Source organism: Porticoccus sp. (assembly GCF_041592135.1).
Lineage (GTDB): Bacteria > Pseudomonadota > Gammaproteobacteria > Pseudomonadales > Porticoccaceae > Porticoccus.
This window is the reverse complement of the sequence record NZ_JBFHQR010000055.1, coordinates 1-12,808: the sequence shown is the minus strand read 5'-3', so window position 1 is coordinate 12,808 and position 12,808 is coordinate 1. Positions and strand designations below refer to the sequence as shown.

Genomic DNA, 12,808 nt, shown 5'->3' with positions numbered 1-12,808 from the left:
TGAGGGCGCGGCCATGTCGGCGGTGAAGCAGGGCTGGTCTGTTGCGGTGGTCGACGAGCGCCCGCAGGTGGGTGGTAACTGTACCCACCTGGGCACCATCCCCTCGAAGGCACTGCGTCATTCAGTGCGCCGCATGGTGCAGTTCAATACCATGCCGATGTTTCGCGCCGTGGGCGAACCGCGCTGGTTCTCGTTTCCAGAGCTGATGCAGGCCGCGGACGAGGTGATTCGCAAGCAGGTTGACGGCCGCACCCGCGAATACTCCCGCAACCGCATTCGCTTTCATGTGGGCCGCGCCAGTTTTATCGACAGCCACGAAATAGCCCTGAACAAACCCGATCATACCCGGGAAACCATCAAAAGCCGTTTTTTCCTGATCGCCACCGGCTCCAGTCCCTATCACCCGGAAGATGTGGACTTTTCCCACCCCTGTATTTTCGACAGCGATTCGATCCTCAAGCTCAATCGCACCCCGCGCAATATTATTATCTACGGTGCCGGCGTCATCGGTTGTGAATACGCATCCATCTTTACCGGGCTGGAGACGCGGGTTGATCTGGTCAACACCCGCTCCGGGTTGCTGTCATTCCTCGACGATGAAATTTCTGACGCCCTGAGCTACCACCTGCGGGACCTCAACGTGACGGTGCGCAACAACGAGGAATACGCCAAGATCGAAACCCGCAACAACGGCATCACCATGGAGTTGAAATCCGGCAAGCGCATCCACGCCGAGGCGCTGCTGTGGTGCAACGGTCGCTCCGGTAACACTCGCAACATGGGGCTGGACGCGCTCGGCCTGGCAACCGATGGGCGCGGTCAACTGGAAGTCAATGAGCACTACCAGACAACCGTTCCCCACGTCTATGCCGCCGGCGATGTGGTGGGCTGGCCGGCGCTGGCGGGCGCGGCTTACGACCAGGGGCGCTTTGCCGCCGCGCATATGTGTGGTACCGCCCGCGAATACCACGTGGAGGATGTGGCCACCGGCATCTACACCATTCCGGAAATCAGCTATGTCGGCAAGACCGAATCGGAGCTGACCGAACAGCAGGTGCCCTACGAGATCGGCCGCGCCTATTTCAAGAATATTGCCCGGGCCCACATCTCCGGTGAGGAAGTGGGCGTGTTGAAGATCCTGTTCCACCAGGAGACCCTGGCAGTGCTTGGCGTTCACTGTTTCGGCGCCGAGGCGGCGGAAATTGTTCACATCGGCCAGGCCATCATGAACCAGACGGGCGAGGCCAATAGCATCGAGTATTTCATCCGCACCACCTTCAACTACCCGACCATGGCGGAGGCCTATCGCATCGCCGCCATCAACGGCATCAATCGCCTGTGCCGCGAGTCGAGAAAACTGGTGATCTAAAAGCGGCGTCGAGCCGGATAGCGCTGGGCCTTGACTGGATCCGGCAATAAAAAAGGCGCCAGCAGTTGGCGCCTTTTGTTTTGGGGGGCGGGAGTTTTGGGGATCGGCTCAGCCGAGGCTCAGGGTGTTTCTGCCGACGGCTGCTCGGCGCGTTTTAGCACGGAGTGAAGTACCAGGTCGTGCTCAAAATACACCAGGAAATCGGCGTATTCCCAGGACGAGATCGGCGGCTCCCCCACCGCGCCCTGCATGCTGAGGGGTTCGCCAAACTGCTCCCTGACTTTGTCCTTGCTGATGCCACGAGCGGGGCGCTGGAGGGCCTGCTTTTCGGCTGCCTGCTGCCCGACCGGAACCACCACCTGCTCCGCAGCCAGCGGCAGGGAGAGGAGGGCGACAAGGGGCAGTAGCAAAAGCGTCTTCATAGTCTAATTTCCTTGATCTCAACAATAACCGGCATATCCGAGGTTTGCAGCATCACTGTTGATTATAGTAAGCAGAATTGTGGCAAGTGCAACTGCAAAATCCAGGGGGAGGGCATAAACAGGCGGTCAATCACAGAATCGTCGCTTGTTTGCCCCAGGGTATTCCGATTAAATGCCAAGCCATGAATGCCAACCTACCACTGTTTATTGGCCTGCGCTACATTCGTAGCAAGCGGCGCAATGGTTTTGTTTCTTTTATCTCGCTGCTGTCCTTTGTTGCCATGGCGCTGGGGGTGATGGCGCTGATTCTGGTGCTGTCGGTGATGAATGGCTTTGACCGGGAAATCCGCCAGCGCATTCTCAATGTGGTCTCCCATATCACGGTCGTAGACGAACAGGGCGTCAGCGATTGGCAGGTGCTTGGCAATCGGGCGCTGGCCGATGCCGAGGTCGAGGCGTTTGCGCCCTTTATAGAGGGCTATGGCCTGCTGTCATCGGATACGGCCAGCCAGGGTGTGATGATTCACGGTATTGATCCGGCGTGGGAAAAAGCGGTCAGCCCCATCGGTGAACACATGCTTATTGGTGAGCTGGCACTGTTGCAAGCGGGCGAATACGGCGTGGTGCTGGGCAATCTGTTGGCGCGCTCGCTGGGGGTGATCAGGGGTGATCAGGTGGTGCTGTCACTGCCGGAACTGAATGTCACCCCGGCGGGCATTTTCCCCCGCTACAAGCGCTTCCGGGTGTTGGGCGTCTTTCAGGTGGGCGCCCAGGTGGATAACGGTATGGCCTTCGTGCACTACCGCGATGCTCAAAAGCTCTACCGCATGGCCGATCGGGTCAGCGGCGTGCAGTTGCGGGTGAGCGATCCTTATCGGGTTGATGCGGTCGCCGGGCGGTTGCGCAATAGCCTGCCCGAGGGGCCGCAGGTCAAAACCTGGACCGGCGAGATGGGCAATCTTTTTCAGGCAATCGAGATGGAGAAAAAAGTGGTTGGGTTGATGTTGGCGGCGATCGTCGCCGTGGCGGCGTTCAATATTGTTGCCAGCCTGACCCTGATGGTGGCGGATAAGCGCCGCGACATCGCGGTACTGCGCACCCTGGGGGCGGAATCCCACACGGTGTCGCGAATTTTTACCGTGCAGGGGGGTGCCGTGGGCCTGTTCGGGGTGTTGACCGGGGCACTGCTGGGCTGTCTGTTGGCGTTGACCATTGGCGACCTGGTCGGCTGGCTGGAGCGCGTTGTCGGTTTTCAGGTATTTGATCCCGACATCTATTTCATCAGTGAGTTGCCCTCCCGACTGATGTGGCAGGATGTGGCGCTGATCAGCGCGCTCGGCCTGGTGCTCAGCGTCCTGGCGACCCTGTATCCGGCAGCCCGCGCCGGAAAAGTATTGCCCGCGGAGGCGTTGCGCTATGACCACTGAGCAGCTTGTCATTCAGTGCCGCGACCTGTCCAGGCATTACCGGCAGGGTTCCGCCACCGTGGACGTCCTCAACAATCTGCGGCTGGATGTCCGCCGGGGCGAGCGGGTGGCGATTGTCGGCACATCCGGTTCGGGGAAAACCACCCTGTTGAACCTGCTGGGGGGGCTCGATGATCCCGACCGGGGAACCGTCTGGGTGATGGGGCAGGATATGGCGCCACTGGGGGAATCCCAGCGAGCCCGCTGGCGCAACCAGCATCTCGGTTTCGTCTACCAGTTTCACCATTTGCTGGGCGAGTTCAGCGCACTGGAAAACGTCGCCATGCCGCTGCTGATCGGCAAGCGATCGGTTGCCGAAGCCCGGCAACAGGCCAGCCAGGTGCTCGGCAAAGTGGGATTGTCCCACCGCCTCGACCACAAGCCCCCGGAGTTGTCCGGTGGCGAGCGCCAGCGGGTGGCGATTGCCCGGGCGCTGGTGGCCAATCCAGCCTGTGTGCTGATGGACGAGCCCACCGGAAATCTCGACCCGGTGACGGCTGAGACCGTGTTGCAGTTGCTGTTATCCCTGAACCGGGAACTGGGCATCAGTTTTGTGGTGGTGACCCACGACCCGCGGGTCGCGGCGCGCATGGACCGGGTGCTCTCCCTGAGTGACGGCCAGCTGCTGGATACCACTGACAGCATCAAACAGCGAGTGGAGTGAGGCCTGGTGTTTCGACCGCTGCCGCTCTACCTGGCCCTGCGCAATTTTACCTCCGGTAGCGCCAATCGACTGGTGTCGTTTATTTCCCTGCTGGCCATGCTGGGGCTGGTGCTCGGTGTCGCCCTGCTGATCCTGGTGGCCTCCGTCATGAACGGTTTTGACCGGGAGATGGAGTCCAGAATCCTCGGCGCGGTGCCCCATATCCGGCTGTTCAGCAGCAGCGGCATTGAGCGCGAAGCGCAACTGCGCCAGCGGGTTGCCCAGCATGACAATGTCACCGCAGTGATGCCATTTACCCGTCTGGAGGGCATGTTGGCGAGCCGGGGCAAAACCCGGCCGGTGGAAGTGATGGGCATTGAACCGTCCCTGAGCGAACCCTTTATTGGCCAGTTCGTCGCGGCCGATCTGTTGTCGGCACTGGCGCAACAGCCCCGCAGTCTGCTGCTGGCCGCGGTGGTGGCAGAGAAGCTGTCGCTGGGTGCCGGCGACCGGGTCACCCTGCTGCTGCCCTCCCACAGCGGCGAGGGCGTGGCGCAACAGGCCCCGACGGTGGCGGTCTTCACTGTGCTGGGCACCTTCGCCACCCACACCGCCCTGGATCAGGGGTTGGTGCTGGTGAATCTGGGTGAGGCTTCCCAACTGGCGGGCAACGGGGCATTGCCACAGGGGATGCAGGTGCGGGTCGCAGATCTTTTCAAGGCCCGCCAGACCGGCTTCGAATTGCTGGCCACACTGCCCGGAAGTTTCCATTTTTCCGACTGGTTGCAAACCCACGGCAATCTTTTCCAGGCGATCAAAATGTCGCGCAACCTGGTGTCACTGCTGGTGTTCCTGATCGTCGCCATTGCGGTGTTCAACGTGATTTCCATGCTGATGATGACGGTGATCGACAAGCGTGCCGAAATTGCCATTCTCAAAACCCAGGGTGCCAGCCGGGCGGAGATCGTGCTCGCCTTCCTGGCGCAGGGGTTTCTGATTGGTGTGTTTGGCGCCGGTCTGGGGGGGGTGCTGGGGGTGATCGGTGCCCTCAATATCACCGCCATTGCTCGCTGGCTGGAAGGATTGATAGGGCACCAGCTGCTCAATTCGGAAATTTACCCGATTGATTACCTGCCGTCGGCACTTTCATGGGGCGACGTCGCCATGATTGTGACCGTGGCTCTGGGATTGAATTTTCTGGCCACCCTGTACCCGGCCTTTCGCGCCGCCAACACCCGCCCCGCCGAAGTGCTTCGCTACGAGTAGGGAATTTTGATCGCGCCCAATCAGGGCTGCTGTGGCCGACCCTGGCGAGCCTTGCGGCGCTCCCAATTCTTGATCACCTTCCAGCGCCACAGAAACAGCACCGTCAGATAGCCCAGTGCACCGCTGACCAGTCCGCAGAGCAGCGAGCCGGTGAGTAGGGGCAGCCAGATGGAACTGCCCTGGGCCGCCGCCCAGTCCCAGCTGAGTTCAATGGCAAAGTGGGTTTCCGGGTGGCCCAGCAGCCAGATGCCGACGCTGTAGGCAAACAGGAACATGGGGGGAATGGTGAGGGGATTGCTGACCCAGATCAGGCCCACTGCCACGGGCAGATTGGTGCGAAAAATCAGGGCCAGCAGTGCGGCGATAAATGTTTGACCGGGCAGGGGCAGGTAAGCGCAGAACAGGCCGATCAAAAACGAAGAGGCAATGGAATAGCGGTTGATATGGAACAGGTTGGGATCGCGCAACAGCGGACCCATCCAGCGGATGGGGCGCAGTTGAACCGTTTTGTGCGGGTCTGGCAAAAACCGGCGCAGGGTCTTTCTGGGCATAACATCGCCAGTCAGCAGCAATTGAGGCGGCGATTATGCCCAGTTTTAAACGCTTACTCCACCGTTAAGATCAATTGGATTGGACGCGGCGCAAGCGTAACATGGCGACAGGCGGGGGCGCCGATCCGGTGTCGCCGTGCCCCCTGGACAGGACTTTGAAAGGTTGGTTTATGGAGCTTGCGGCCTCGAACTGGATATATGCCATTCTCAACTCGCTGGCGGCCCTGTTTGTGGTCTCGTTGGGGCTGGGGCTGATCTGGGTGGCTGTGCTGTACATCATCGATGTCACCCAGACCCGACACGCGGTGCGCCGCAATTACCCGGTGATTGGCCGCTTTCGCTATTTGTTCGAGCACATGGGCGAGTTCTTCCGCCAGTACTTCTATGCCATGGACCGCGAGGAAATGCCCTTCAACCGGGCCGAGCGGGCATGGGTCTACCGCGCGGCCAAGGATGTGGATCGCACTTTGGCGTTCGGCTCCACCCGGGATCTCAGGCCGGTGGGGTCCATCTATTTTGTCAACTGCGCTTACCCCACCCGGGGGGAGGACGCGGTGGCGCCCAGTCCGATCACCATCGGCCCCTACTGTGAGCATCCCTACACCACCGCGTCCATTATCAATATTTCCGGTATGAGTTATGGCGCCCTGTCCAAGCCGGCGGTGCGGGCCCTGTCCCGCGGAGCGGCCAGGGCGGGTTGCTGGATGAATACCGGCGAGGGCGGGTTGGCGCCCTATCATTTGGAAGGGGGCTGCGACCTGGTGTTCCAGATTGGCACCGCCAAATTTGGGGTTCGCGACGCCAAAGGGCTGCTCAGTGAGGAGCGGCTGGCGGCCGTTGCCGCTTATCCGGAAGTGAAAATGTTCGAAATCAAGTTGAGCCAGGGCGCCAAACCGGGCAAGGGCGGTATTCTGCCCGCGGCCAAGGTGACCGAGGAGGTGGCCCGTATCCGCGCCATCGACATCGGCCAGGATGCCATCAGCCCCAACCGTCATCCGGAAATCGCCAATGCCGCCGACTTGCTGGACATGATTGAGCAGGTGCGCCGGGCAACCGGCAAGCCGGTGGGGTTCAAGGGCGTGGTGGGCGATACCGACTGGCTGGCAGAGCTGTTCGACTTGATTCTAACGCGCGGTATTGAATCGGCCCCGGATTTCATCACGGTGGACGGCGCCGAAGGCGGGTCGGGTGCGGCACCCCAGGCATTGATGGATTACATGGGCATGCCGATTCGGGAGAGTCTGCCCGCCGTGGTGGACTTGCTGAATGGCTACGGGCTGCGGGAACGCATCAAGGTGGTGGCCTCCGGCAAGATGATTGTCCCCTCCGGCGTGGCCTGGGCACTTTGCATGGGGGCTGACTTCGTCACCTCCGCGCGGGGTTTCATGTTCTCACTGGGCTGTATCCAGGCCATGCAGTGCAACAAAAATACCTGCCCCACCGGGGTGACGACCCACGACCCCAGGTTGCAAAAGGGGCTCGACCCGACGCTCAAATCGGAGCGGGTGGCCAACTATGTGTTCAATATGACCTATGATGTGGGCATGATCGCCCACTCCTGTGGTGTGCTGGAGCCGCGTCAATTGCGTCGCAAACACGCCCGTATGGAAACGGCATCGGGCCGTTCCGAGAGCCTGGAAAAGCTCTTTCCCACGGTGCCCCGAGGCGCCCACCTGAGTCGGTTTCCGGAACAGGGGCCATAATTAAGGTTCAAGTCAGCCCCTGATACGGGGGGAGTAAAGCTGATGGGCCAGTCAATTCAGCAGGCCAGCTTCCGCAGCGAGGACTTCCAGGCATTCCAGAGCAAGCTGCACTGTTGTCTGGATGCCCTGGAACGGGTGTTGCAGCGCCCCGGTTTTGGCGCGGGTGAAGCCAGTATCGGTGCCGAACTGGAACTGTACCTGGTGGACGGCGACGGCTATCCCGTTCCGGATAACCTGCTGGTGCAGCGGGCATTCAGGGACGCGGGGCTGACGCTGGAGTTGAACCGCTACAACCTGGAACTCAACCTCGAGCCGGTCAAGGCCCGTGGCGAACCTTTTTCCGCTCTGCAACAACAGCTGCTGGACAAGCTGTCGCTGTTGCGCGCCTTCATGGCCCGGCGGGATGGCTCGGTGCTTGCCATCGGCATCTTGCCAACTCTCCGCGAAGGCGATTTTGGCCCCCAGGCGATGACCGATATTCCCCGCTATCACGTGCTGGCGGAGGCGATCCGACAGAGCCGGGACAGCAGCCGCGGGATCCGCATTGAAGGCCAGGATGTGATGCAGCTGGTGCACGAAGATGTGACGGTGGAGGGGGCCTGTACCTCCTTCCAGATTCACTACCGCCCGGCCGGCACGGACTTTGTCAGGCTCTGGAATGCGGTGCAGTTGATCACCCCGTTGATGATCGGGGTGGCGGCCAACTCCCCGCTGTTGCTGGGGCACCGGTTGTGGCAGGAAACCCGGGTGCCACTGTTCTGCCAGGCCATCGACGGACTGGTTTCCGTGCCCGGACTGCGCTGTCCACCACCGAGGGTCAGCTTTGGCCATGGCTGGCTGCGCCACAGCCCGTTCGAACTGTTTCGCGAAACAGTACAGCTCTATCCGCCCTTGATTCCCATCGTCAGCGACGAAGAGCCGTTGGCCGTGGTGGCCAGGGGGGGCACGCCCAAACTGGCGGAACTGTGCTTGCACGATGGCACCATCTGGTCCTGGAACCGACCCATCTACGATCCGGGCGGGGAGCCTCACCTGCGCATCGAAATGCGCGGGCTGCCCGCCGGACCCTCTATCGCCGACATGGTGGCGAATGCCGCCCTGTTTATCGGCCTGGCACAGGGGTTGGCGCGGGGAATTGATCCATTGTTGTCGGCGCAGCCATTTCCCTGTGCCTGCGAGAATTTTTATCGCGCCGCCCAGTTTGGCATGGAGGCCATGGTTTATTGGCCCACTGCCCGACAGAATGGACTGACGGAGCGGCCTCTGGTCGATGTGCTTCGACAGCTCTTGCACCTTGCCGGGGAGGGACTGGTGGAGATCGGTGTTGCCCCGGGTGAAACTGCCCGCTGGCTGGCGCTGATTGAAGAGCGCCTACAGTGCCGACAGACCGGTGCCAGCTGGCAGTTGCGGCAATTCAACCGCCTGCTGGCGGGCCAATGCTCCCGCCAGCAGGCCAGCCAGGATCTGGTGCAGGGTTATCGCCGCTTTTCAGAGCAGAACATCCCGGTGGCCCGCTGGCCGGACCTGTGAGCGGTCGTCGGTAGGCGGTGTTAAAATTTGGGTAAATGACAGCGAGGTATCAGCCGTTTTATGTCAGAGTTCGCAGCGTTCCGGGTACTTCACAATCCGTCTCCGTCACGGATTCCCGAGACCGTGGAGGACTTTTTGCGCGAACTGTCAGCCCCGACCCTGATCCGCCTGGACGGTCGGGACGGGAGTCGCTGTCGCTTTGTGGTCACCTTGTTGCACGGCAACGAACCCTCCGGGCTGAAGGCCATCCACCAATTATTGCGCGACGAATTTCAGCCGCAGGTGACCACCCTGCTGGCCATTGTCTCGGTGGCAGCCGCGCTGGCCGAACCGGGGTTCAGCCACCGCTTCCTGAATTGTCAGCGGGATATGAATCGCTTGTTTGGGCCACCATTTGACGGGGAACAGGGGCAGCTGGCGCGCGCGCTGCTGGAGCTGATTCGCGAGCACGCCCCGGAGGCGGTCATTGATCTCCATAACACCTCGGGCGACGGTCCGGCCTTTGCCGTGTGCGCTGCCGAACACAATTGTTTCCTGGAACTGGCGGCACTGTTTACCCACCGGCTGGTTGTGACCGACATTCGCCTGGGCGCCCTGATGGAGGTCAGTGATCTCGGCTGTCCCATTCTGACGGTCGAGTGCGGCGGGGCCGCCCAGGTACTCTCGGACCACATCGCCCTGCAGGGCCTGCAACGTTTTATGGGGGCGGAGAACCTGGCCCAGGTGGATGAGGGCATACGGGAAGGCATGCTGGAAATGGATATCTATCGCCATCCGGTGCGCCTTGAGCTGCTTGAGGGGGCCAGTCTCTGCTATGCGGACCAGCCCCGCCCGGGCATGGATATCACCTTGCCGCTGCACATCGACCGGCGCAATTTTGGTGTGGCCCGGCCCGGTTCACCCCTCGCCTGGCTAGGGGCGCGGGGACTGGATGCACTCAGGCTGGTGGATGCCCTGGGAAACAATGTTATCGAGCAGTATTTTGTGGCCAGGGAAGGCAAGCTATACCCCGCGATCACATTGAAGCTGTTTATGGTGACCACTTCGCCGCTCATTGCGGTCAGTGACTGCCTGCTGTATGCGGTCAAGGAAGCCTACCACCAGCGGGAGGAAGCGCCGTCCGACGATCACTGGCCGGTATTTGCCGGAGAGGGCAAGGGTGGTGTGCTATCGGGTTAGGCGCAAAGGCTATTCAAGTAGGCGGGTACGATGGCCGAGGCCAGTCCGTAGCGCTGTTCTCGAAAGTGGGAGCCATTGGTGGAAGGTTCCAGGTTGAGTTCCACGGTATGGGCGCCCGCAGCGCGGGCCACTTCGAAAAATCCCGCCGCCGGATAGACGTTGCCGGAAGTGCCAATGGCGATGAACAGGTCGCAGGCATCCAGTGCTGCGTAAATAGCATCCATATAGAGGGGCATTTCCCCAAACCACACCACATGTGGGCGCAGGTTGCCCGGTGCGCCGCAGCAGGGACAAACCGATGTGGGCGATGTCTCCTCCAGGCAGTCGAAAATCCTCCCGCTGTGACCGCAGCGCATTTTCAGCAATTCGCCGTGCATGTGCAGGGGTGCCCGGCTGCCCGCCTGTTCGTGAAGATTGTCGATATTTTGGGTCACCAGGGTGAACTTGCCGGGGAAGCGGGCTTCAAATTCCGCCAGCACGCGATGGGCCGGATTGGGCGCTGTGCCCTGATGCAGCAGTTGCTCGCGGCGCAGGTTGTAAAAGTGATGCACGGTGGCAGGGTCCCGCAAAAAGCCTTCCGGCGAGGCCACATCCTCGATACGATGTTCCTCCCACAGGCCATCACTGGCGCGGAAGGTGCGGATGCCCGACTCCGCTGAAATACCGGCGCCGGTCAGCACCACGATCGACTGGTAGGGGAGGTTGCTCATGGGGGTGATTTCCCTGCTGTACTAAAACCGGAATAATACTACCTGTCAGTATCGGCACCGGTAAACTTTTCCTGTGGCTGCCGGTCACATGCAGACAGTCTCTCAGCTTGGCAGAATGCCCCTATGCAAGACACCAGACCGCTATTGCTGGAAACAGACTTTCCCCCGTTGCAACGAACCGGTTTCGCCACACTGCAGGCCAATCTGGGCTATTTGTGCAACCAGAGCTGTAGCCACTGTCATGTCAACGCCGGCCCCACTCGCACGGAGCTGATGGATCGGGAAACTGTCGAACTGCTACTGGCGGTGTTGCGCCAGCGTCGTCCCGCCACCCTGGACCTGACCGGTGGCGCCCCGGAGATGAATCCCCACTTCCGCTATCTGGTGGCGGAAGCGGTGCAGCTGGGGGTCGAGGTGATTGACCGCTGCAACCTGACGATCCTGCTGCAGCCCGGTTATGAGGACCTGGCAGCGTTCCTGGCGCAGCAGCGGGTTACCGTTGTCGCCTCACTGCCCTGTTATACCGAGAACAATGTCGACCAGCAGCGCGGCAAAGGGGTTTTTCGACAGAGTATCGAGGCGCTTCAGTTGCTCAACACGCTGGGTTACGGCAGCGACCCGCAACTGCCCCTCAACCTGGTCTACAACCCCGGAGGCGCTTTTCTGCCCCCCCCACAACAGCCGCTGGAACGGGATTACCAGCAGCGTCTGCTGGAGGATTTCGGTATCCGTTTTAACCGCCTGTACACCCTTGCCAATATGCCCATCAGCCGCTTTGGGGCGAGCTTGTTGGCCAAGGGGGCATACCAGGCGTATATGCAGTTGTTGCGGGACAATTTCCAGTCATCCAACCTCGCCGGGCTGATGTGTCGCGACACGGTCAGCGTGGATTGGCAGGGTTACCTTTACGATTGCGATTTTAACCAGATGTTAGAGCTGCCCATGGCGTCCGATTCTGCCGTCCTGATCGCCTCAACCCGCTCGCGTCATCTGCGCGATCTGCTCCACGATGACCTGATCGGGCAGCCGATCGCCATCGGTGAGCACTGTTATGGCTGTACCGCCGGACAGGGCAGTAGCTGTGGTGGAGCGCTGGTCTGATGCCCCCGTCCCTCAGTGTGGTGATTCCGGTGCTCAATGAACAGGCCCAGATCGGTGATTGCCTCCGCAGTCTCGCTCCGCTGCGCCGAGCCGGTGTCGAGATTATCCTGGTGGATGGCGGCAGCGGCGATGACACCATGGTGTTGGCCCACCCCCACGTCGACCGGCTAATCAGTGGGTCGCCGGGGCGGGCGCTGCAGATGAATGCCGGCGCCGGACAATCAAATGCCGAATACCTGCTGTTTCTGCACGCCGATACCCGTCTGCCGGAGGGCTTCGCACCCCATTGGCTGGCGGCTGCGCAATGGGGATTTTTCCCTGTCCGACTCAGTGGCAAACAGGGCTTGTTCCGGGTCATTGAGCGGGCCATGACCTGGCGTTCGCGCCTCACCGGTATCGGCACCGGTGACCAGGCGCTGTTTGTGCGGCGCGAGCTGTTTGAACAGCGGGGCGGCTTTCCAGCCATTGCGCTGATGGAGGACGTGGCCCTCTGCCGCCAGCTGAAACGCCTTGTCAGGCCCGTCGTGCTGGGCGCGCCGGTGCTGACCTCCAGTCGCCGCTGGGAGCAGCGGGGTATTCTCAAAACCGTCCTGCAGATGTGGTGCCTGCGACTGGCTTACTTTGTCGGCGTCTCCCCGCGCGCGCTGTGGCAGCGCTACTATCCCGATACTCCCCAATGACGCTGGCCTTTCCCGACGGCTGCCTGGTGCAGTTTGCCAGGGCGCCTCGCTCCGGAGCCGTCAAGACACGCCTGCGTCCGGCCCTCGGGGATGAAGGTTGCCTGGCACTGCACTGTGCCCTGGTAGAGCACGCCTTCAATCGCCAGCGGCGCGGCAAGCTCGCTCACCAGGAACTATGGTACACCGAG

At 61.3% G+C, this 12,808-nt stretch carries 13 protein-coding genes; 10 read left to right on the top strand and 3 right to left on the bottom strand.

Annotated features, from left to right (window positions below; translation table 11 throughout):
- A partial coding sequence (gene sthA, locus ABY948_RS06780; RefSeq protein ID WP_461481763.1) for a Si-specific NAD(P)(+) transhydrogenase occupies positions 1-1,369 on the top strand: 1,369 nt, incomplete at its 5' end.
- A 119-nt stretch (positions 1,370-1,488) separates the two neighbouring features.
- On the opposite strand, the gene ABY948_RS06775 is transcribed toward sthA, so the two are convergent.
- The gene (locus ABY948_RS06775) at positions 1,489-1,791 is read right to left on the bottom strand and encodes a hypothetical protein (protein ID WP_461481762.1); all 303 of its coding nucleotides are present in this window, start codon (positions 1,789-1,791) and stop codon (positions 1,489-1,491) included.
- A 182-nt stretch (positions 1,792-1,973) separates the two neighbouring features.
- Here ABY948_RS06775 and ABY948_RS06770 point away from each other — a divergent pair, with 182 nt between their 5' ends.
- Genes ABY948_RS06770 through ABY948_RS06760 form a run of 3 tightly spaced genes read left to right on the top strand, consistent with a single transcriptional unit; the run spans position 1,974 to position 5,166 of the window.
- A complete protein-coding gene (locus ABY948_RS06770; protein ID WP_461481761.1) occupies positions 1,974-3,218 on the top strand; it encodes a lipoprotein-releasing ABC transporter permease subunit in 1,245 nt (414 codons plus the stop codon).
- The gene (lolD, locus tag ABY948_RS06765) at positions 3,208-3,921 is read left to right on the top strand and encodes a lipoprotein-releasing ABC transporter ATP-binding protein LolD (protein ID WP_461481760.1); all 714 of its coding nucleotides are present in this window, start codon (positions 3,208-3,210) and stop codon (positions 3,919-3,921) included. Before ABY948_RS06770 ends, lolD begins: the two co-directional genes overlap by 11 nt.
- A 6-nt stretch (positions 3,922-3,927) precedes the next feature.
- A complete protein-coding gene (locus ABY948_RS06760) occupies positions 3,928-5,166 on the top strand; it encodes a lipoprotein-releasing ABC transporter permease subunit (protein ID WP_461481759.1) in 1,239 nt (412 codons plus the stop codon).
- 20 nt (positions 5,167-5,186) lie between these two features.
- Here ABY948_RS06760 and ABY948_RS06755 read toward each other — a convergent pair whose 3' ends face one another.
- Positions 5,187-5,717, bottom strand: coding sequence for a DUF2062 domain-containing protein (locus ABY948_RS06755; RefSeq protein WP_461481758.1), 531 nt, complete (start codon positions 5,715-5,717; stop codon positions 5,187-5,189).
- Positions 5,718-5,887: 170 nt separating this feature from the next.
- Between ABY948_RS06755 and ABY948_RS06750 the strand changes: the two genes are divergently transcribed.
- From ABY948_RS06750 to ABY948_RS06740, 3 genes are read left to right on the top strand one after another with little or no spacing between them, the layout of a single operon-like run.
- On the top strand, positions 5,888-7,420 hold the full coding sequence (locus tag ABY948_RS06750; RefSeq protein WP_461481757.1) for an FMN-binding glutamate synthase family protein: 1,533 nt from the start codon (positions 5,888-5,890) through the stop codon (positions 7,418-7,420).
- Positions 7,421-7,462: 42 nt separating this feature from the next.
- Positions 7,463-8,950, top strand: coding sequence for a glutamate--cysteine ligase (locus ABY948_RS06745; RefSeq protein ID WP_461481756.1), 1,488 nt, complete (start codon positions 7,463-7,465; stop codon positions 8,948-8,950).
- Positions 8,951-9,010: 60 nt separating this feature from the next.
- Entirely contained in the window at positions 9,011-10,129 is a 1,119-nt protein-coding gene (locus tag ABY948_RS06740) for a M14 family metallopeptidase (RefSeq protein ID WP_461481755.1), read from the top strand.
- Here the strand turns inward: ABY948_RS06740 and cobB are convergent.
- Positions 10,126-10,839: a Sir2 family NAD+-dependent deacetylase gene (gene cobB / locus ABY948_RS06735; protein ID WP_461481754.1), complete on the bottom strand. Its 714-nt coding sequence runs from the start codon at positions 10,837-10,839 to the stop codon at positions 10,126-10,128. The genes ABY948_RS06740 and cobB overlap by 4 nt on opposite strands.
- Positions 10,840-10,962: 123 nt before the next feature.
- On the opposite strand from cobB, the gene arsS reads away from it, so the two are divergent.
- The 3 genes from arsS to ABY948_RS06720 form a co-directional block, all read left to right on the top strand.
- Positions 10,963-11,940 carry an arsenosugar biosynthesis radical SAM (seleno)protein ArsS gene (gene arsS, locus ABY948_RS06730; protein ID WP_461481753.1) on the top strand — a complete coding sequence of 326 codons (978 nt, stop codon included), beginning with the start codon at positions 10,963-10,965 and terminating at the stop codon, positions 11,938-11,940.
- Complete coding sequence (locus ABY948_RS06725) at positions 11,940-12,620, top strand: TIGR04283 family arsenosugar biosynthesis glycosyltransferase (protein WP_461481752.1); 681 nt, start codon at positions 11,940-11,942, stop codon at positions 12,618-12,620. The genes arsS and ABY948_RS06725 overlap by 1 nt, the downstream gene beginning before the upstream one ends.
- Positions 12,617-12,808, top strand: a 192-nt coding sequence (locus tag ABY948_RS06720; RefSeq protein ID WP_461481751.1) for a hypothetical protein, incomplete at its 3' end; no start/stop codon positions are given. The genes ABY948_RS06725 and ABY948_RS06720, both read left to right, overlap by 4 nt.